Consider the following 18,698-nt stretch of genomic DNA (forward strand, 5'->3'; position numbering starts at 1 on the left):
TCGGCCAGAAGAGCGCTCACAGCCGCATTCCCGTATCGGCATCGAACAGTGCAAGCGCATCGACGGGCAGATCGATCCGGTGCGTGCCCGCTGTGACGTCGGACTCCTTGAGGACATGCGCGGTGAAGGGTTGGCCCGAGACACTGCCATGCAGCAGGCGGTGCGCGCCCAGTTCTTCCACCAAAGCCACATCGAAGGTGGCGCTGCCTTGGCCGACCCGCACATCCTCGGGTCGGATACCAACTGTGATGGGCCCGGACCGACCAGTTGGTGTCTGCATCACGGTCGTGCCGTCGGCCAGTCGCACGGCAGCGTCGTCGGATGTCGCCTCGATCAGGTTCATCGGAGGCGCCCCCATGAAACTGGCGACGAAGGTGGACGCCGGAGAGTGGTAGATTTCGGCCGGCGTGCCGATCTGTTCGATCACGCCGCCGTTCAGCACAATGATACGATCTGCCATGGTCATCGCCTCGACCTGATCGTGGGTGACATAGATCGATGTCACGCCAAGCCGCCGTTGCAATGCCTTGATCTCTATCCGCATCTGATTGCGCAGCTTCGCATCGAGGTTCGAGAGCGGTTCGTCGAACAGAAACAGCGCCGGGTTCCGCACGATGGCGCGTCCCATGGCAACGCGCTGGCGCTGACCACCAGAAAGCTGCGAGGGCTTGCGATCGAGGTATTCGGTCAGATTGAGCATCCGCGCGGCCTCGTCGACCTTGGCAGCGATCTGGTCCTTCGACGTCCCCCGGTTCTTAAGCCCGTAGGCGATGTTTCGGCGCACGGTCATGTGCGGATAAAGAGCGTAGTTCTGGAACACCATCGCGATGTCCCGGTTCGCCGGATCGACTGTATTGACCTCACGCCCGCCGATGGTCAGCGTGCCGTCGGTAATGTCTTCCAGGCCAGCGACCATGCGAAGAAGCGTGGACTTGCCGCACCCTGACGGTCCAACGAGAACCAGAAACTCGCCGTCTTCGATCTCGAAGGAGCAGGGTTTCACGGCCTCGAAGCCGTTGGGATAGACCTTGCGGACGCGATCGAGTGTCACCCGTGCCATTTTCGCTTTTCCTTATTTGTCGGACTCGGTCAGGCCCTTCACGAACCATCGCTGAAAGAAGATCACGACCAGCACCGGTGGCAGAAAGGCGAAAACTGCCAGCAGGTTCGACCGGCCATACTCGGGGATATGACCGCCCTCCAGCCCCTGGGTGATCTGCTTGATCCCCTGAACAAGGGTGAACTTGCCCTCTTCGGTCGAAACCATCGTCGGCCATAGATACTGGTTCCAGCCGTAGACGAACATGATGATGAACATCGCCGCGATCATGGTGCGGGACAGGGGCACCAGAATGTCGATGAAGAATTTCACCGGCCCGGCACCGTCGATCTTGGCCGCTTCCAGCAGCTCCTCCGGCACTGACATGAAGAACTGCCGGAAGAAGAAGGTCGCGGTGGCCGAAGCGATCAGTGGTACGATCAGCCCGGTCCATGTGTTCAACAGGCCAAGCTTCTGGGTGATTTCGTAGGAGGGAACGATGCGCACTTCGAGTGGTAGGAGCAGCGTCGAGAAGATCAGCCAGAACGCCAGGGTAGCGAAACGCAGGCGGAAGTAGACGATGGCGTAGGCGGCCATCATTGCGACGACGATCTTGCCGACAGCGAAACCCACTCCTAGGATCATCGAGTTGCGAAACATGTTCAGACCGGTCGTCTCGCCCGAAAAGCTCATGCTTTCGTTCAGTGCAGCGTCCAAGTTTGTCCAGAAGCGATCGCCGATCTCAAGCGACGGTCCGGTTTGCATGATTTGCGCGTCGGGGATCGTGCTCATCTGAACAAGCATCAGAAGCGGTGCGATCATGAAGACCGCCCCCGCGATCAGCACTAGGTGATTCACGACCACGCTTGGGCGCAGGGGGCGGCGGTGACGGCGCACGGGCGCGTCCAACATGGACGCCTTGGCTTGATCCGGGGTTTGGTAAATCTCGGCCATTTTTCCGTTCACGTGTAATGTATGCGCCGCTCGACGAGACGGAACTGGAAGATCGTCAGCGCGAGCACCAACACCATGAGCACGACGGACTGCGCCGACGATCCACCGATGTCCTGCCCGCGGAAGCCGTCGAGATAGACCTGGTAGACCAGCGTGACAGGCTGATCGCCCGGATTGTTGCGCAAGATCGTGTCGATCATCCCGAAGGTGTCGAAGAGCGCATAGGTGATGTTGATGATCAGCAGGAAGAACCCCGTCGGTGCAAGCAGCGGGAAGGTGACTGTCCAGAACCTTGAGACACCCGAGGGATTATCGATCAAGGCCGCTTCGCGCACCGATCGCGGGATCGATTGCAGGCCGGACAGGAAAAAGATGAAATTGACGGGGATCTGCTTCCAGACGCTGGCCACGATCATCGCAAACGCGGTGTCGAAATACTCCAGCCGGACTCTGATTTGCCAGCCGAACTGGGCGAAGAACTCCGTCAGCGGTCCCCAGCGCTGGTTGAAGACAATCAGAGCGATGAAGCCCGCCACCGGGGGTGCCACGGCATACACCCACATAAGCAGCGTTCGGTAGGTCTTCGCACCGCGCAGAACCGTATCGGCCTTGACCGCCAACAGTAGTGCAATGGCCAGCGAGAAGAAGGTTACCAAAACCGTGAACCACAGCGTGAACCACGCATTCTTCAGATACTGAGAGCTTTCCCAAAGCCGTGTGTAGTTCGCCAAGCCGACAAACGTCTCGCCAAAGCCGAACGGGTCTTCGAGGTAAAAGGACGAGCGCAGGGCCTGCCAAGCCGGCCAGTAGAAGAACAGGCATATGATCGACAGCTGTGGCAGCAACAGCAGCATCGGCAGCCAGGGATTATCGAAACCAGCGCGTTTCATATCGGGTCCTAGAACGGGACACTGCGGCCACCCGGAGGTGGCCGCAGCAGATCATCAAAAGCGGCTTAGTTCGTGGCGGTCTGCGCGAAGCGGGCAAGCAGTTCGTTGCCTTCGGTTTCGATCGTCGCAAGCGCGTCCTCGATCGTGGTCTCGCCGTTCAGGAAGCGGGCCAGCTCACGGTTCTCGACGTCGCGGATCTGGACATAGAAGCCCATCCGGTAGCCGCGCGTGTTCTCGCCGGCCGGCAGCATAAGCTGCTTGATACCGGTCTCGGCGTCCGGGAACTGCTTGTAGTGGCCGTCTTCCTTGGCCATCTCATAGGCGGCTTCGGTGATCGGAACGTAGCCGGTTTCACGGTGCCACATGTACTGAACTTCGGGCGAGGTCAGATACTCGAAGAAGGCGGCCGTGGCGGCATTTTCTTCATCGTCGAAGCCCGACATCGCGAACAGCGAGGCGCCGCCGATGAAGCTCTGGTAGCCTTCCGAGGTGATGCTCTCCCAGTAGGGAAGATAGGTCGAGCCCCACTCGAACGGCAGATCCATAGAGGTTAGCCCGCCGAAATCGCCGGAGGAGCCGATGTACATCGCAGCAGAGGCATCGAGGAACTGCGCTTTGTTGTCATCCCAGCTGGTTCCGTGGAAGCCGAAGAGGCCGCCATCAAGCCATTCCTTCACCTTCGTGAAGTGCATGGCCATCTCGGGCGAGTTGATCAGGATTTCGGTCCCTTCCGCACCTTCATAACCGTTGTCGTTCGTGGCGAAGGGCAGATTGTGGCGGGAGTGGAAGTTCTCGACGAATTCCCACGGCAGGTGGGTCTGGACCAGCGGGGTATAACCGGCCTCTTGGATCGCCGGGGCGATCTGCTCGAACTCTTCGTAGGTGGCGGGCGGCTCGACACCGGCCTCTGCCAAGGCGTCGGCATTGTAGTACAGGACCGGCGAAGACGAATTGAACGGCATGCCGATCATCTTGCCGTCGGCATCGGCGTAGAAGTAGCGCACGCCGGCGATGTAATCTTCGATGTCGAAATCGACACCGTTCTGCTCCAGCAGATCCTGCACCGGGATCGTCGCGCCCTGGGCACCGATCACCGTTGCGGCACCGGCATCGAAGACCTGAACGACATTGGGCTGTTCGCCGGCACGGAAAGCGGCGATCGCACCAGTCAGGGTCTCTTCGTAAGAGCCTTTGAACACGGGCGTGATGACATAGTCACTTTGGCTGCCGTTGAAGCCTTCGGCGATCTCGTTGACGACATCGCCGAGGTGGCCGCCCATACCGTGCCACCAGGTGATTTCGGTCTGAGCGAAGGCTGCGTTGGCCGTCAGGCCGCACGTCGCTATCGCCGTGGTGATCAGAATTTTCTTCATGTCTTCCTCCGGTCCCGGACACGGCACGGCGCGCCCGCTGAACTGCAATCGCCCGGCGGCTGCCGCCGGTCCGCATGCACGTACGTGTCGCGCATGCAGCGTGACCTACGGCCCTTCCGTGACAGTCCTGCAAAGACATCGTTTCAGATTTGTGACGGCAGGCGGCGCCACGAGATCAGGTTTCGTCCGACCATAAGTTCGAGAACGCGGACCGGATGACGGCGTCTTCGCCTAAAGAACGCATGGTCTCTGCGATAGTCTGGCGGATGAAGTTCGCCTTGCCTACACAGGACAGCGCACCGGTCATGGTGGTCCGTCATATCGAATGAACGAGCGATACCACCTACGCATCGTCACGGTGAAAATGATGGTCTTCCAAGTTGCCTACGCGACCCGGTCGCCCAAGCTCCAGACACCGCGCAGAAGCGGTGTGTCGCCCGCCTGCCGCACGCGTAGAACATCGCCCCTTTGGCCCACCTCTAGCGCGCCACGGTCGTTCAGCCCGGCCGCGCGGGCGGGGTTGCGCGTGACCGTCGCAATGGCGCGCGGCAGGTCGGCCCAGATTTCGGCCAAGCGAAACGCTGAAAGTAACAGTGCCGCCGGAACATAATCCGACGAGACGATGTCCAGCAGGTCCGCCTGCGCAAGGTCTCGCGCCGCAATGTTGCCGGAGTGAGAGCCCCCTCGGATCAGGTTCGGCGCGCCCATCATCACGGCGATGCCGTGGGCGCGGCAGGCTTGGGCCGCTTCCAGTGTTGTCGGAAATTCCGCGAAGCCGACGCCATTCCCGGCAGAGGTCGCCACATGCTCGGCGGTCGTATCGTCGTGGCTGGCCAGAACCGCGCCCAGCCGGTGCGCCTCTGTCACGGCGCCGGCTTCGTGCTGTGCGCCAAAGCGGCGTTGCAGGTCCACGAGCTGCTCCACATGCTCGGCAAACTCCCCGTCGTTCATGCCTCGCTTCTTGGCGACGTAGGCTTTCAGCGCAGACATATCGCGAAACTGACGCTGGCCGGGCGTGTGATCCATCAGGCTCACGATGCCGACGCGGTCTTCGGGGCCAAAGGCGGCCAGCTCTTCCAGCAAGGTCTCCGAGCAGATTTCTGCCCGCAGGTGCAGAAAATGGCTGATCTTCAGAAGACCCGCCGTCCGGGCGGCGAGCAGTTCGGTGGCCAGCTTGCGGGCGTAATCCTCGTAGCGCGCCTTGCCGCTGTGGATCGAGCCGCAACGCAGCGCATCGAACACGGTCGTGATCCCGGTCGAAGCAAGTTCGGCGTCGTGGGCGACCAAAGCGGGCAGATGCGGCCAATCAACTTCGGGACGCGGCTCTAGATGGCGTTCCAAATTGTCGGTGTGCAATTCCACAAGACCGGGCAGGACAAAGTCGCCCGCGCAATCCACGGCGTCCGAAGGCAGGTGGTCCCCTTCGGCGATGTCGCGGATCGTGCCGTCTTCAATGGTCAACGCGCCCGTCATCACCCGATCGGCCAGAACGAGTTTTGCATTGGCCAAACACAAACAGCCTGACATGTCGCTGTTACGGGCGGTCGCCATAGGTGTCTTGGGGAAAAGAGAGTTCATGTCATACACCCGTTTTGCGATTTACTACTTTCCGCCAGAGGGGCCCTTGGCCACTTTCGGCAGGAATTGGTTGGGCTGGGACATCGCGCGGGGCGGCGAGGTCCCGCAGTTCGATCTTCCTGGTCTGCCCAGCATTACTGCGGCTCCGCGGAAATACGGTTTCCACGGCACATTGAAGCCGCCCTTCCGTCTGTCCGATGGCCAGTCGCTTACGGCGTTGGAAGACACTGTTGCGGAATTGGCTGCGACGACCGCTGCTGCGACCTGTGATACGCTGGAACTCAAAGCCATCGGCCGCTTCTTGGCGCTGACACCCAAAGGGGGAAATGAGGATCTGCGCCGTTTGGCAGCTGCGTGCGTGCGCGACCTCGATATCTTCCGTAAGCCGCCCGCGCCCGATGATCTGGAGCGCCGCAGGAAAGTCGGGCTGACGGATCGGCAAGAGGCCCTGCTGACACAGTGGGGCTACCCTTACGTGATGGAGGAATTCCGCTTTCACCTGACCTTGACCGGCCCCTTGTCGGAGGGATCGGCAGAACTCTGGATAGAGCGCGCCGAGCGTGTCCTGCCAGCACTGCCGAACCCATTCGTCGTGGATCAGATCGCGCTGTGCGGTGAGCGGGCCGACGGGCGGTTCGAAGTGATTCATCGCTACACGCTTGCTGGCTGAAGCAGCGCCGCCGCGCGGCCGACCGTTTCTGCCAGTGGTCCGTCGTTCGACACATGGATCACGTCCAAACCTGCCGGCAAGGGCATCTGCGCTCGTGACAATCGCAATGCGATGTCTTCCGCTGTCTCACGACCGCGGGCGGATAGGCGGCGCGATAGGGTGTCCGGTGTCGCGGTGATGTGAAGGACCGCGAAGTCGAGAAATCGCTCCGCAGCGTCAAGCAGTACGCCGCGGGACAGGTTCGCAAGGCAATCCCTTCCCCGTTCCAAATGCGCGGCCACCGTGGCGGGGATGCCGTAGCGCAGCCCGTGCGCGTTCCAATGCAGCACAAAGGACCCGCTGGATGCCATCTCCTCGAACGTCTGGTCATCGACGGCATCAAAGTCTTCCCCACCCAGTTCCGGCGCACGAGTGATGACCCGGCGCACCAAGTGAACGTTTGGCATCATCGCTTGCAGCCCCGCCGTCACGCTGTCCTTGCCGACGCCAGAGGGACCAACCACGGCGATGAACCGCCCCCGCGTCATGCGGCCAGACCGGGGGTGAAGCGGCCCACGTCAATCTCACGGTCGCAGACGCGGGCGCGCGCGGCCTCGTCGTGGAAGATGCCGACGATCGCCGCACCGCGGGCCTTGGCGTCCTCTATCAGCGACAGAACCACCTCTCTGTTCGCGGCATCGAGGCTTGCCGTAGGTTCGTCCAGCAACAGCGCCGGATAGGCATGCGCGAAGCCGCGTGCGATGTTCACCCGTTGCTGCTCGCCCCCCGAGAAGGTGGTGGGCGACAGAGACCACAGTCGCTCGGGGATGTTCAACCGGTTCAACAGATCGCGTGCGCGGCTTTGGGCATCATCCTCCGAAACACCCAGCACTCGCAGCGGTTCAGCGACCACATCCAGCGTCGGCACGCGGGGCACTACGCGCAGGAACTGGCTGACATATCCCAGCACTTCTCGGCGCAGAGCGATGATTTCACGGGGCGTGGCCTGCACGATGTCAGTGTCGCCGATGCGGATCTGACCCGCCTGCGCCAGATAGTTGCCGTAGATCATCCGCATCAGGGTAGACTTGCCAGCACCGGAGGCTCCGGTCAGCGCCACGCATTCACCGGGCTCGATGGAAAGGGAGACATCGCTGACGACCTCGATCACCGCGCTGCCCTGATTGTGCAGGGTGAAGGTTTTCGAGACATTCCGAAGGGTAATCATGCGCGAATCTCCGTTGACCAATCGAACTGCCGCAGCAATCCGCCGCGTCTGCCGCCTGTCTTCTGGAACGGCGTCGCAGCGGGTTCTTTGGGAAAATCGGTGGTTGCCGAGAATGCGACAGGTGGCGCGGCCTTTGCCTCTGCGATGTTCAGGAACGCTGAGACAAGCGACGTCCCGATACCCTTTCCCCGATGCGCGGGATCGACCAGAAGCTCATCCAGCATCGCAGTGTCACCCTGACCTACGAGGGTCGGAAAGACATACCCAGCGGCCCAGCCAACGACGCGATCGTTGTCGTACGCCAGCACTGCGATCACCGATCGGTCGGCCAGAACCCGTTCAAATTGCGTCTCGGACATGGGGGCCGAGCTGCGCCAATCATCCGGCAACGTCCTTTGCAGGAACGCCATGACGCCGGGATAATCTGCGGCGCGCATCGATGCGATACGAACAGTCATCCCCTCACACCTGCAAAACGGAACTGACAAGAAGCTGGCTGTAGGCGTGCTGGGGGTCGTCCAACACCTGATCTGTTAGCCCGGCTTCGACCACATGGCCCGATTTCATCACCATCAGCCGATCCGCCAGCAGGCGCACCACGGCCAGATCATGAGTTACGATGATTGCCGACAGACCCATGTCCCGCACAAGGCCGCGCAGCAGGTCCAGAAGGCGGGCTTGGACAGAGACGTCGAGACCCCCGGTCGGCTCATCCATGAAGACCAGCCTGGGTCCGGTGACGAGATTGCGCGCGATCTGAAGGCGCTGCTGCATACCACCCGAAAAAGTCGTGGGCCGATCGTCCACGCGAGCGGCATCGATCTCTACCCGTTCAAGCCAGTCGGAGGCCTGATCGCGGATGTCGCCATAGTGGCGCGCGCCCACGGCCATCAGACGCTCGCCGACATTGCCGCCCGCCGACACGCCCATGCGCAGCCCGTCGCGGGCGTGCTGGTGAACGAAGGCCCAATCGGTGCGCCCGAGCATCCGACGCTCCGGCTCGGACATGATGACAGTGTCGCGCGGGCCGTCGGTACCGGTGTTGAAGACCACCGTGCCCGCGTCCGGGGTCAGGTGTCCGGCAAGGCAGCTTAGCAGCGTGGACTTTCCCGACCCGCTTTCACCGACGATGCCCATGACCTCGCCGGGATAGAGGTCGAACGATACGTCGGCACAGCCCAAATGCACGCCGTAGTGCTTGGTGATGTCCCGGACAGACAGGAGGGGCGTCATGACCATGCCAGCGCCTCGAACTGCGGCCGGTAGGTGCCGAAGCTCCATTCGTGGCCCTCGGGGTCGCGGCACCGGTAGCGACGGGTGCCGAACTCGGTATCTTCAGGCGGATAGACGATGTCGGCGCCGGCATCCCGGGCGCGCGCGAAATGCGCGTCGAGATCGTCGACCACGATATAAAGGCCGGGGCTGGAGCCGGTATGGCGCGCGTCGGCGCTGCCCAGCATGATGATGGCACCCTCGTATTTCATTTCGCCATGCACGAGCCGTCCGTTTTCATCGTCGAAGGCTTGGATCGTCGCGAAGTCGAAGGCCGCCTGCAGAAAGGTCATGGCCGCCTTGGCATCGACATAGGAAAGGTAGGGTACAAGCGTGGGTGGCTGCGTCATGCGGCGTCCTTTCCCCGGTGGCCCGCCGCTTGGCGGGCGGTGCAGTAGTCGGTATCCGAGCAGACGAACATGCGGGTTCCCGCGTCGTCCACGATGACTTCGTCCAGATAGCTGTCCTCGGCCCCGCACAGGGCGCAAGGATAATCAGCGCGCGAGGGCTCGAAGGGGCGGTCTTCGAAATCGAGGCTGACGACCTGCGTATAGGGCGGCAGCGCATAGATGCGTTGCTCGCGTCCCGCGCCGAACAGCTGGATAGCGGCCATGTCGCCCAGCTTGGGATTGTCGAACTTGGGGATCGGCGACGGGTCCATCACGTAGCGGCCTTCGACCTTCACCGGATAGGCATACGAGGTGGCGATGTACCCATGGCGGCTGACGTCCTCGTACAGCTTCACGTGCATCAACCCGTATTCTTCCAAAGCATGCATCTTGCGAGTCTCGCTCTCGCGCGGCTCCAGAAAGCGCAGCGGCTCGGGGATCGGCACCTGATAGACAAGGATCTGCCCTTTGGTCAGCGGCTCTTCGGGGATGCGGTGGCGGGTCTGGATCACCGTCGCGTCCCGCGTGGCGGTCGTGGTCACCACTCTGGCGGTGCGTTCGAAGAAGCTGCGGATAGAGACGGCATTGGTCGTGTCATCCGCGCCCTGATCGATAACCTTAAATTGGTCGTCTGGCGTCAGCACCGCTGCCGACACCTGCACGCCTCCGGTGCCCCAGCCGTAGGGCATCGGCATCTCGCGACTGGCGAATGGCACCTGGTAGCCGGGGATCGCCAGGCCTTTCAGAATCGCGCGGCGGATCATCCGCTTTGTCTGCTCGTCGAGGTAGGCGAAATTGTAATCGGTCATTCTGCGGCCTCCTGCATGTCTTCGGCCCCTGCCCCGCGGCGCAACTTGCGCACCAGCTCCAGCTCGGACTGAAAATCGACGTAATGGGGCAGCTTGATATGCTCCAGAAAGCCCGTCGCCTGGATATTGTCGGCATGGTAAAGAACGAACTCGGCATCTTGCGCAGGCGCGCCCTGATCGCCCTCGCCAAGCTCTTCCCATCGAAGCGCACGGTCCACCAAAGCCATGGAAATCGCCTTGCGTTCCGTCTGGCCGAAAACCAGCCCGTAGCCGCGCGTGAACTGCGGCGGCTCTGTCTTCGACCCCTTGAACTGGTTCACCGTCTCGCACTCGGTCACGGCAATCTCACCGATCTCGATGGCAAAGCCGAGCTCGGGGATATCCATCTCCACCGGAACCGAGCCGATCCGCAGCTCTCCGACGAAGGCGTGGTTGCGCGCGTAGCCACGTTGGGTGGAATAGGCGAGGCCAAGGGTGAACCCTTCATCCGCACGGGCCAGAGCCTGCAGGCGCAACGCCCGGTCGGCGGGCAACTCCAACGGCTCGCGCGTCAGGTCGGGCGGTGGCGTGTCGTCTTGCGGAGCTTCTTCGATCAGGCCTTCGCGGTTCAGAAATTCTGTGACATGCGGGACTTCGCCGGGTTCGGTCTCGCGTATGGGGGCCTTTGGGACTTCGCCCTCGGCGGCTAGTTTGAAATCCAGCAGACGGTGCGTGTAGTCGAAGGTGGGTCCAAGAACCTGCCCGCCGGGCAGATCCTTGAAGGTCGCCGAAATGCGCCGGTCACAGACCATCCCGGCGGTATCGATCGGACGCGACGCCCCGAAACGCGGCAACGTGGTGCGGTAGGCCCGGATAAGGAAAATCGCCTCGATCAGGTCGCCCCGCGCCTGCTTGATCGCCAGCGCGGCAAGATCCGGATCGTAAAGGGAACCCTCTGCCATGACGCGGTTCACAGCAAGGCTCAGCTGCTCACGAATCTGGTCCACGCTCAGCTCTGTTACGGCGGTATCGCCCCGGCGTTCCTCGGCCAGCCACGCATGGGCGTTCTCGATCGCCCGCTCTCCGCCCTTCACGGCAACGTACATCAGCGCACCTCTGTCGATCGGGGCAGCGCCGCCAACCGGCTGCCGCTTGTGAAGATGAAATCAAGGCCAAGCGGGAACAGCGCATGATTGTCTTGGAAAGCGCGGGTCTCTGGCAGGGACAGGGCAGCACGGTCCTGGATACCGGGACCGGTGAGCGTTGCGCCCGAAGGGTCGAGCGTCGGACATTCCACGATCAACGTGGCCGACCGGTCCGGATATGCGGCAGTACCTTTGGGGTAGGCGTCAAGGGGAGCCAGCGCCTGCCACGTTCCAAGGGCGAACATGCAGTCGGCGGGCCCGGCGAACGGTGCGCTGGTGTGAAAGGCGATCCAATCGCGGACCGGATCGCAATCGGCGGCACCTGCCAGATAGAGTGGCGTATCCGTGTCGCACAGCGTCAGAAGCACGGCACCCGCCGCCAGGGACAGAAGCGCGGGCGGTTCTGCGCCCTGAACCTGATGTAGCGTTCCGGGGCGGGCCATCGCTTCCATGACGCCGCGGAAGACATGGGCCGACTGGCGAGACGGATCGGTGAAGCCTCCGGAAAGGATTTGGGCCTGCATCAATCTTCCCCTCGGACCATGGTGAAGAAATCCACTTTCGTTGCGGCGGCTTTGCCCGCGCGGGCGGCCTTCGTTGCAGCAGCTTCGGCTTCCAGCGGGTCCAATACCGCATCCTGCACCGCCCCTGCCCTGTCGGTCTGCATCAGCGCGTCGATCAGTGCCGCGGCTTCGGCATCCGCCTTGCGCCGGCCTTGAATGTAGGCATGACCGGCCTCTCCGCTTGCCAGGCTCAGGGCACAGCGGGTCACCGTCACCTCGCCCAGATTGAACGGCGATCCGGTCCCGCCCGCACGGCCGCGCACCATGGCGGTGCCGACTTCGGGCGCGCGGAGCCAAGTGAAGGACGGGCGCGGCATCGCGGCATCCAGAAGGGCCGCGGCACGTCCCTCAGGCGCCTTCGCCAAGACGCCCATCCAGTGCCTACGGTCTGCAATGTGGTCAAATCCGTCTTTCATCTCGACAACCGGCCAGTGATCTATACAACTATACATATGATACGCGATTCATCGCCGTCTGACAGAAGAGTTTTGTGAAACTTGCGTGACGCCAGCCCCAAGACGCCGATCTGGAAGGCCATAGCCGACTCCCTGCGGACTGACTTGGCAGAAGGGCGCTATACTTCCGGTGACAGGTTGCCGACCGAAGCCTCCTTGGCCGAGCGGTTCGGTGTGAACCGCCATACCGTGCGTCACGGGATCGCAGCGCTAGTGAAGGAGGGGTTGATCCGCACCCGGCGCGGCGCTGGGGCATTCGTGGCAGCCACGCCGACGGACTATCCCATCGGTCGCCGTGTGCGGTTTCACGAGAACCTGATTGCCGCCGGACGCAGGCCGGAAAAGCGCGTCCTCCATCTGGAAGAGCGTGCGGCAACCGAAGGAGAGGCTGCTGCGCTGAAGGTCGCGCCCGGCGATCCGGTTCTGGATTATCACGGCCTGTCGCTGGCGGACGCTCAACCCATCGCCCTGTTCGAAAGCCTGTTCCCGGTCGCGCGGCTAGAGGGGATATCAGAGGCGCTTCATGATACCAGCAGTGTGACTGCGGCCCTAAAGGCGATGGGCGTGGATGACTACACCCGCGCCTCGACCCGTTTGACAGCAGTGCGCGCCACGGCGACCCAGGCTTTGCACCTGTTGGTGACAGAAGGAGACCCGCTGCTGCGTTCCTCGGGTGTGAACGTGGCCGCTGACGGGATACCGGTGGAATACGGCCGGACATGGTTCGCGGGCGACCGGGTCACGCTGACGCTTGAGTCCGACTAGGAGGCCGCTCGAACATGATGCGCTCTGCGTCGTGCGAAATGGCCTCGAAACCGTCCCGCAGGTAGAAACGGGCGGCGTCGCGGTTTGACGTAAGGACCGAAAGGCGCAGGGGCATCCCTTGTGCGGCAGCCGCTTGAAACACGCGCGCAAGTGTCGATGCTCCGATGCCCTGCCTTCGACTGTCGGGTCCGATATAAAGCTTGCGGAGGCGCAGGTGATCGGTGTGCCAGGCGGTCGCCACGCAGCCCACGTCTTGCCCCGCAACTTCGATCATATCGTGGTTGGACAGATCGAGAGTGTCGGGGGTGGCAGACGGCGTCCAAACGCCCCACAGTGCCTCGGCGTAGGGCCTCATCCCGGCTTCTTCCAATATCAGGATGAGAGCAGCATCATCGCGCGTGGCGGGGCGCAAGGTGATGGACCCGCCAGTCATCGACCCTCGTAGCGCTCAAGAAAGGCTTCGGCCGTCAAAGTTCGGAAGTCCTGAAGCGTCGCACGTAGCGCCTCATGCGGCCAATCCCACCATGCAAGCGTAATCAAACGTTCGGCGATGTCCGGGGCTGGCGGGGGCGCAGGGGTTTGGCCGGGGTCCCCGTGACGATAGTGTAGGGGTCCACGTCGCGCGTCACGACGGCCCCGGCAGCGACGACCGCGCCGTGCCCCAGCGTGACTTCCGGTTTCACCATCGCCCCCGCACCGATCCAAGTGTCGTGCCCGATATGCGCCACTCGACTCTTGCGGTGGGAGAAGAAGGCATCGTCGCGCCCGGCATCGTCCCAGTAATCGTCCGAGCGGTACAGGAAGTGATGACATGCGGCGGTGTCGAGCGGGTGGTCCGTCGCCCCGATGCGCGAGAAGGCCGCGATATTTGCGAACTTGCCGATCCGGGTATTCGCAATATCCGCGTAGCGGTCGCAGTAGCTGTAATCGCCGAAGACCGAATGGGCGATGCGGCTGCCCCTGCCGATCTCGACGTAGGCGCCGAAGGTGCTGTCGGTGATCTCGCAGTCGGCATGGAGGAACGGCGTCTCGGCCGAAAGCCGCGCCATCAGGAGCTGCGCCCGATCAGCTTGCCGCGCAGCCAGCCGGAGAACCAGTCCATCACCATGACCATCAGAACGATCAGGATGATATAATACGCGACCTCTTCCCAGTCCTTCTGGGTCTGGATCGCCTGAGTCAGCAGCAGCCCGATACCACCGCCGGTGATCGCGCCGATGATGGTGGCCGAGCGGGTGTTGGATTCCAGGAAGTAGAGGACCTGGGACAGAAGCACGGGCACCACCTGCGGGATCACACCGAAGCGGTAGCGTTGCAGGGGCTTGGCTCCGGTGGAGGAGATTCCTTCGATCTGCTTGTCGTCGACGTTCTCCAGCGCTTCGGAAAAGACCTTGCCGAAGGTGCCGGTGTCGGTGATCAGGATTGCCAAAGCACCGGTCAGCGGCCCCGGTCCGAAAGCGCGCGCCAGCACAACCGTCCAGATCAGCGCGTCCACCCCGCGTACGAAGTCGAACAGACGCCGGGTCGCGGCGCGCATCACCATGACGGGTGAGAAGCGGCGCGCAGCCAAAAAGGCCAGCGGCAAGGCGATGATGGCGGCGCCCATCGTGCCGAGGAACGCCATCAGGATCGTCTCGCCGATGGCCCACGCTACGTCTTTGTGCCGCCACATGGCGTTGTTCCACCAATCGGATACTGCGCCCACGATATTTGGCCGCGCCGGGTCGATCCTGTCACCGAACAGGATCGAGAGCAGGCCTTGCCCGTGGTACGGGCTGTCGAGCGTGAACCAAAAGAGCTCCCACCCCGGGAAGTAGTTGAACACTTCGGTGCGGGACCCGGTCATGGTGATGCGGCCTTCGGGCGTGGTGATCCCGATGCGGCGGTCAGAAGCAGAAATCCAGTCGGGCACCTCGTCGGGCAAGTTGGTGACAAGGGTCCGGCCTTCGGCCTGAACCGCAATCAGGGGGAATCCGGGGATCTCTACCTCGGTGCGGGCATCGGGCAAGTAGCGTACGATGTGGTCGGCACCGAGATCGATGGTCAGGACATCCTCGCCCGACACCCAGTCGGGACGCTGTCCTTCGGGGTACTCTCCCTTGCGCTCTCCCTCGACCGCATAGGTCGTCTCATCCGATCGGTTGTCGCGCGTCACATGCACCTTGTAGGACCAGCTGTCCGAGGCGAGCGTAACCGCGTTGTTCAGATTGGCGCGTCCTGCCAGCCCCGGCACGTCGAAGGCGAAGAAGACATACGTCAGATAAAGGATCACGACTCCCAGAAGACCTACGGCTTTCAGGCGCTTGCGTTTGAACAGGTTGGCGGTGGCGAAGCGGGTGGTTTCCAGGTCAATCGCGGTCATTGGCTGTATCCCACGGTCAGTCGGTTACGATATCGGCTGGAGACCTGATCGAAAAAGACGATGGTCCCGAACAGAAGAATGAAGATCGCCGCGGCCTCGTCGAACCGTCCCGGCCCCCATGCCATCGAATTGCGCAGCTCGTAGCCCAGCCCGCCCGCGCCGACGAACCCGAGGATGGCGGAAGCGCGGATGTTGATTTCGAACCGTAGCAGGGCGTAGCTGACGTAGTTGGGCGCAACTTGCGGCACGATACCCAGCAGCATGGTCTGCGACCACGTTGCTCCGGTCGATGCCAGCCCCTCCACAGGCTTCACGTCCGCGTTCTCGGCGACTTCGGAAAACATCTTGCCCAAGGCACCTGCGGTATGGATCGCGATGGCAATCATCGCGGGCACCGGACCGCCGCCCAGAACGAAGATAAGAACGAGGGCGATCACGATCTCTGGCACCGCGCGCATCAGGTCGGTCAGGCGGCGGAATACCGGGATTAGGCGTGGCCATTTCGCCAGACCGCGCGTGGCCAGAAGCGACAAGACAAGCCCGCCGATAGCACCGATCAAGGTGGAAACGGCGGCGATGTTCACGGTCTCAACGAGCGCCGGAAAATATTTGGCGATCAGACCGGGCAGATCGGCGCGCTTTCCCCAAGCTTCCGACAGAACGTCCGCCGGGTAATCTCCGACCTGATGCAGGCCCGCCCAGAAACCACCCGCGTTGCGGTCATCCGCGATATTGAAGCCCGACACCATCAGCACCACGAAGATCAGCAGGGTCAGCCCGCCGTAAAGCCGGCGGCGATGGACCTGTGCCATGTAGCTGTCGCGGATGTTGTCCAGACGAGGCGCCGCGGCACCAAGAGTCGCGTCGGTCATGCGTGCCCCCCGCAAACGAAGAACCGGCGGCCCGCCATGGGGCCGCCGGTCGATGGTCGTATCAGGATCAGTTGCCGATCACGGACTGACGGGCGGCGATGATGCTCTCGTACATCTCGTGGGTCACGGGCTGGAAGCCCAGCGTGTCACCAGCGGCTACACCGTATGCGCAGTCGGGATCCGCGTCGTAAAGACCGTCCACCAGTTCGGTCATGGTGGTCTTCACCTCTTCGGGCAGCGCCGAGCGCAGCACGACGGGGCCTTCGGGGATGACATTGGACTTCCAGATCTCGACCAGGTTGTTCATGTCGACGAGACCGGCATCCACGGCCTTGCGCAGCGCGCCGGAGTTGTAGCCGTCTTCCCAGTTGCCCTGACCGTCGGCCCAGGTCACGCCACCGTCGATATCGCCGTTGGCGACGGCGACGATGGTCTGCTCGTGACCGCCGGTGAAGACGACGTCACCGAAGTAGTCGCCCGGCTCCATCGTGATGTTCTCGCCCTGCTCGGGAATCTCGATGGAGGGGATCAGGTAGCCCGAGGTGGAGTTCGGATCGCCGAAACCGAAGACTTTGCCTTCCATGTCATCGAGCGACGTGACGCCACTGTCGGCACGCGCGAAGCCGATGGAATGATAGCCAACGGAACCGTCGAGGTTCACCTTGATCAGCACCGGCTCGACCACTTCAGGGTCCTGCAGATAGGTCGCAGCGTAGGAGGATGCACCCAGCCACGCCATGTCGATGGTGCCGCCCAGCAAGCCCTGGATCACACCGTTGTAGTCGGCGGGCGCGAAAAGCTTGGTTTCGACACCCAAGGCCTCGGTCGTGTAATCGGCCAGGCACTGATAGCTGTTCATGCGGTCCTGCGCATTCTCACCGCCAAGGATGCCGATGCGGAACTCGGAAATCTCTTGCGCGAACGCGGTGCCGCTCAGGGCAGTGGTGGCGACGAGGGCCAGTGCGAGGGTCTTCTTCATCGGTCTCTCCGTGGGTTTTGCCCGGTTGCCTTTAGGCGTCTTGAGGGCGTGGTTATGGGTTCGCGCTTGGCGCGCAGTGGAACCGGGCTCAGACGTAGGCTTCCGCTTCGCGGACCTCCGGCCTGTCCAGTGTCTCGATCTGGGTAGATGTGGCAGCTTCCGAGAAATCCGCGCCCGCCCCGTAGATGTCGCGCGCCGCTCCGGTGGTGAGCTGCTCGGGTGTGCCGTCAAATACGATCTTTCCGTCGCGCATCCCGATCACGCGGTCGCAATAGCGCCGTGCTGTATCCAGCGTGTGCAGGTTGGCGACGACCATGCGGCCGTCTTCTTCGTGGATCGTGCGCAGCGACTGCATCACGACCTGCGCATTCATCGGGTCGAGCGAGGCGATGGGCTCGTCGGCCAGGATGATCTTCGGGTCCTGCATCAGCGCCCGCGCGATGGCGACGCGCTGTTGCTGCCCGCCCGACAGAGCTTCGGCACGCTTTGGCGCCTGTTCGGCGATCCCCAAGCGGTCCAGGATTTCGATCGCCCGATAGATATCTTCTTGGGGATAGAGGTTGAACATCGTGGCAACGGTCGAGCGCTTGTTCAACGTGCCATGCAGCACGTTTGAAACAACATCCATGCGCGGCACCAGATTGAATTGTTGAAAGATCATCGCGCAACGTGATTGCCAGTTGCGTTTGGCAGAACCCCGCAGGCCCGTAATCTCTTCCCCTTCGAAGCGGATCGTGCCTTCAGTCGCATCCGTCAGGCGATTGAGCATACGAAGAAGGGTCGACTTACCCGCGCCGGATCGACCGATGATACCCATCATCGTTGGCCGCTCGACAACGATACTCGCGGAATCTACCGCGATCTTGTCCCCGAAACGCTTTGTCAATGACTCGACGTGCAGCATACGGCCCCCTGATCGTTGGAAACGCATTAGGCGCGCAGTGCTACAGGTATGTGACGGTTCGAATTCGATTTCGTAAAACGGTCACGACTGCCGCCTGGCAGGCGAGCCGTTTCGTTTGCAGAAATTATCCACAGGTCGTCATTGAAGTGTTACAATAGACGAATTCAGCGTCCGGGAGTGTCCACTATCATGCGTCTTTGTCTCGTGTTCCTTGCCATGTTGGCCACGCCCGCATCGTCCCAGTCCGTAATTTCCGATCTTCGGTGTGACGACAGCACGCGTCTATCGCGTTCTTTACAGCAGAACATGGGCGCCGAACGCCGGGGCACTGGCCTACGCGATCCCGAAACAACTCTCGAAGTTTGGGTGACGCGCGAAAGCGGTGATTGGGTGCTCCTGCAGACTTATGCGAACGGAACATCTTGCATCGTCGCTGTAGGCGCACACTGGGAAGGTCTTCTGCCCGAACCGGCGTGACCTTTTCTACGACCCG

22 protein-coding genes and 1 pseudogene are annotated in these 18,698 nt (G+C 62.3%); 2 read left to right on the forward strand and 21 right to left on the reverse strand.

Annotated elements, in window-relative coordinates; all coding sequences use genetic code 11:
* Positions 1-16: 16 nt before the first annotated feature.
* The 6 genes from ugpC to FIU81_RS12475 all read right to left on the reverse strand — a co-directional run bounded on the left by ugpC (position 17) and on the right by FIU81_RS12475 (position 5,783).
* Positions 17-1,060 (reverse strand): sn-glycerol-3-phosphate ABC transporter ATP-binding protein UgpC, encoded by a 1,044-nt coding sequence (ugpC, locus tag FIU81_RS12455; RefSeq protein WP_124110843.1) that lies wholly within the window; start codon positions 1,058-1,060, stop codon positions 17-19.
* A gap of 12 nt (positions 1,061-1,072) precedes the next feature.
* Positions 1,073-1,951, reverse strand: a complete 879-nt coding sequence (locus FIU81_RS12460; RefSeq protein ID WP_124110847.1) for an ABC transporter permease subunit — start codon at positions 1,949-1,951, stop codon at positions 1,073-1,075.
* A 50-nt stretch (positions 1,952-2,001) separates the two neighbouring features.
* Positions 2,002-2,883, reverse strand: a complete 882-nt coding sequence (locus FIU81_RS12465) for an ABC transporter permease subunit (protein ID WP_124110842.1) — start codon at positions 2,881-2,883, stop codon at positions 2,002-2,004.
* Between the two features lie 65 nt (positions 2,884-2,948).
* Positions 2,949-4,256, reverse strand: a complete 1,308-nt coding sequence (locus FIU81_RS12470; protein ID WP_124110841.1) for an extracellular solute-binding protein — start codon at positions 4,254-4,256, stop codon at positions 2,949-2,951.
* 175 nt (positions 4,257-4,431) lie between these two features.
* Entirely contained in the window at positions 4,432-4,563 is a 132-nt protein-coding gene (locus FIU81_RS17045) for a hypothetical protein (RefSeq protein WP_256366144.1), read from the reverse strand.
* 77 nt (positions 4,564-4,640) lie between these two features.
* Complete coding sequence (locus FIU81_RS12475) at positions 4,641-5,783, reverse strand: alpha-D-ribose 1-methylphosphonate 5-triphosphate diphosphatase (protein WP_124110846.1); 1,143 nt, start codon at positions 5,781-5,783, stop codon at positions 4,641-4,643.
* 49 nt (positions 5,784-5,832) lie between these two features.
* On the opposite strand from FIU81_RS12475, the gene FIU81_RS12480 reads away from it, so the two are divergent.
* The gene (locus tag FIU81_RS12480; RefSeq protein ID WP_124110840.1) at positions 5,833-6,504 is read left to right on the forward strand and encodes a DUF1045 domain-containing protein; all 672 of its coding nucleotides are present in this window, start codon (positions 5,833-5,835) and stop codon (positions 6,502-6,504) included.
* Here FIU81_RS12480 and phnN read toward each other — a convergent pair.
* The 9 genes from phnN to phnG are packed head-to-tail and all read right to left on the reverse strand — an operon-like array spanning position 6,486 to position 12,284.
* Positions 6,486-7,031: a phosphonate metabolism protein/1,5-bisphosphokinase (PRPP-forming) PhnN gene (gene phnN, locus FIU81_RS12485; protein WP_124110839.1), complete on the reverse strand. Its 546-nt coding sequence runs from the start codon at positions 7,029-7,031 to the stop codon at positions 6,486-6,488. The genes FIU81_RS12480 and phnN overlap by 19 nt on opposite strands.
* A complete protein-coding gene (gene phnL, locus FIU81_RS12490; RefSeq protein WP_124110838.1) occupies positions 7,028-7,711 on the reverse strand; it encodes a phosphonate C-P lyase system protein PhnL in 684 nt (227 codons plus the stop codon). Before phnL ends, phnN begins: the two co-directional genes overlap by 4 nt.
* Positions 7,708-8,169: a GNAT family N-acetyltransferase gene (locus tag FIU81_RS12495; protein WP_124110837.1), complete on the reverse strand. Its 462-nt coding sequence runs from the start codon at positions 8,167-8,169 to the stop codon at positions 7,708-7,710. Before FIU81_RS12495 ends, phnL begins: the two co-directional genes overlap by 4 nt.
* 4 nt (positions 8,170-8,173) lie before the next feature.
* Positions 8,174-8,944, reverse strand: coding sequence for a phosphonate C-P lyase system protein PhnK (phnK, locus tag FIU81_RS12500; RefSeq protein ID WP_124110845.1), 771 nt, complete (start codon positions 8,942-8,944; stop codon positions 8,174-8,176).
* Positions 8,941-9,333, reverse strand: a complete 393-nt coding sequence (locus FIU81_RS12505) for a VOC family protein (protein ID WP_124110836.1) — start codon at positions 9,331-9,333, stop codon at positions 8,941-8,943. Before FIU81_RS12505 ends, phnK begins: the two co-directional genes overlap by 4 nt.
* Positions 9,330-10,181 (reverse strand): alpha-D-ribose 1-methylphosphonate 5-phosphate C-P-lyase PhnJ, encoded by an 852-nt coding sequence (locus FIU81_RS12510; RefSeq protein ID WP_124110835.1) that lies wholly within the window; start codon positions 10,179-10,181, stop codon positions 9,330-9,332. Before FIU81_RS12510 ends, FIU81_RS12505 begins: the two co-directional genes overlap by 4 nt.
* On the reverse strand, positions 10,178-11,266 hold the full coding sequence (locus FIU81_RS12515; RefSeq protein ID WP_124110834.1) for a carbon-phosphorus lyase complex subunit PhnI: 1,089 nt from the start codon (positions 11,264-11,266) through the stop codon (positions 10,178-10,180). The genes FIU81_RS12510 and FIU81_RS12515 overlap by 4 nt, the downstream gene beginning before the upstream one ends.
* Positions 11,266-11,829: a phosphonate C-P lyase system protein PhnH gene (gene phnH, locus FIU81_RS12520; RefSeq protein ID WP_124110833.1), complete on the reverse strand. Its 564-nt coding sequence runs from the start codon at positions 11,827-11,829 to the stop codon at positions 11,266-11,268. The genes FIU81_RS12515 and phnH overlap by 1 nt, the downstream gene beginning before the upstream one ends.
* Positions 11,829-12,284 (reverse strand): phosphonate C-P lyase system protein PhnG, encoded by a 456-nt coding sequence (gene phnG, locus FIU81_RS12525; RefSeq protein WP_124110832.1) that lies wholly within the window; start codon positions 12,282-12,284, stop codon positions 11,829-11,831. Before phnG ends, phnH begins: the two co-directional genes overlap by 1 nt.
* Before the next feature lie 81 nt (positions 12,285-12,365).
* On the opposite strand from phnG, the gene phnF reads away from it, so the two are divergent.
* A complete protein-coding gene (phnF, locus tag FIU81_RS12530; protein WP_124110831.1) occupies positions 12,366-13,088 on the forward strand; it encodes a phosphonate metabolism transcriptional regulator PhnF in 723 nt (240 codons plus the stop codon).
* Here phnF and FIU81_RS12535 read toward each other — a convergent pair.
* The 6 genes and pseudogenes from FIU81_RS12535 to phnC form a co-directional block, all read right to left on the reverse strand.
* The gene (locus FIU81_RS12535; RefSeq protein WP_124110830.1) at positions 13,063-13,521 is read right to left on the reverse strand and encodes a GNAT family N-acetyltransferase; all 459 of its coding nucleotides are present in this window, start codon (positions 13,519-13,521) and stop codon (positions 13,063-13,065) included. The genes phnF and FIU81_RS12535 overlap by 26 nt on opposite strands.
* A pseudogene (locus FIU81_RS12540) lies at positions 13,518-14,137 on the reverse strand (chloramphenicol acetyltransferase). Before FIU81_RS12540 ends, FIU81_RS12535 begins: the two are co-directional and overlap by 4 nt.
* Positions 14,137-15,450 carry a phosphonate ABC transporter, permease protein PhnE gene (gene phnE / locus FIU81_RS12545; RefSeq protein ID WP_124110829.1) on the reverse strand — a complete coding sequence of 438 codons (1,314 nt, stop codon included), beginning with the start codon at positions 15,448-15,450 and terminating at the stop codon, positions 14,137-14,139. The pseudogene FIU81_RS12540 and the gene phnE (FIU81_RS12545) overlap by 1 nt, the downstream one beginning before the upstream one ends.
* Positions 15,447-16,322, reverse strand: a complete 876-nt coding sequence (phnE, locus tag FIU81_RS12550) for a phosphonate ABC transporter, permease protein PhnE (protein ID WP_124110828.1) — start codon at positions 16,320-16,322, stop codon at positions 15,447-15,449. The genes phnE (FIU81_RS12545) and phnE (FIU81_RS12550) overlap by 4 nt, the downstream gene beginning before the upstream one ends.
* Before the next feature lie 67 nt (positions 16,323-16,389).
* On the reverse strand, positions 16,390-17,301 hold the full coding sequence (gene phnD, locus FIU81_RS12555; protein WP_124110827.1) for a phosphonate ABC transporter substrate-binding protein: 912 nt from the start codon (positions 17,299-17,301) through the stop codon (positions 16,390-16,392).
* Positions 17,302-17,389: 88 nt separating this feature from the next.
* Positions 17,390-18,205, reverse strand: coding sequence for a phosphonate ABC transporter ATP-binding protein (gene phnC, locus FIU81_RS12560; RefSeq protein ID WP_124110826.1), 816 nt, complete (start codon positions 18,203-18,205; stop codon positions 17,390-17,392).
* Between the last annotated feature and the right edge of the window lie 493 nt (positions 18,206-18,698).

Origin of the sequence: Palleronia sp. THAF1 (assembly GCF_009363795.1) — a bacterium.
In the GTDB taxonomy this organism is placed as follows: Bacteria; Pseudomonadota; Alphaproteobacteria; order Rhodobacterales; family Rhodobacteraceae; genus Palleronia.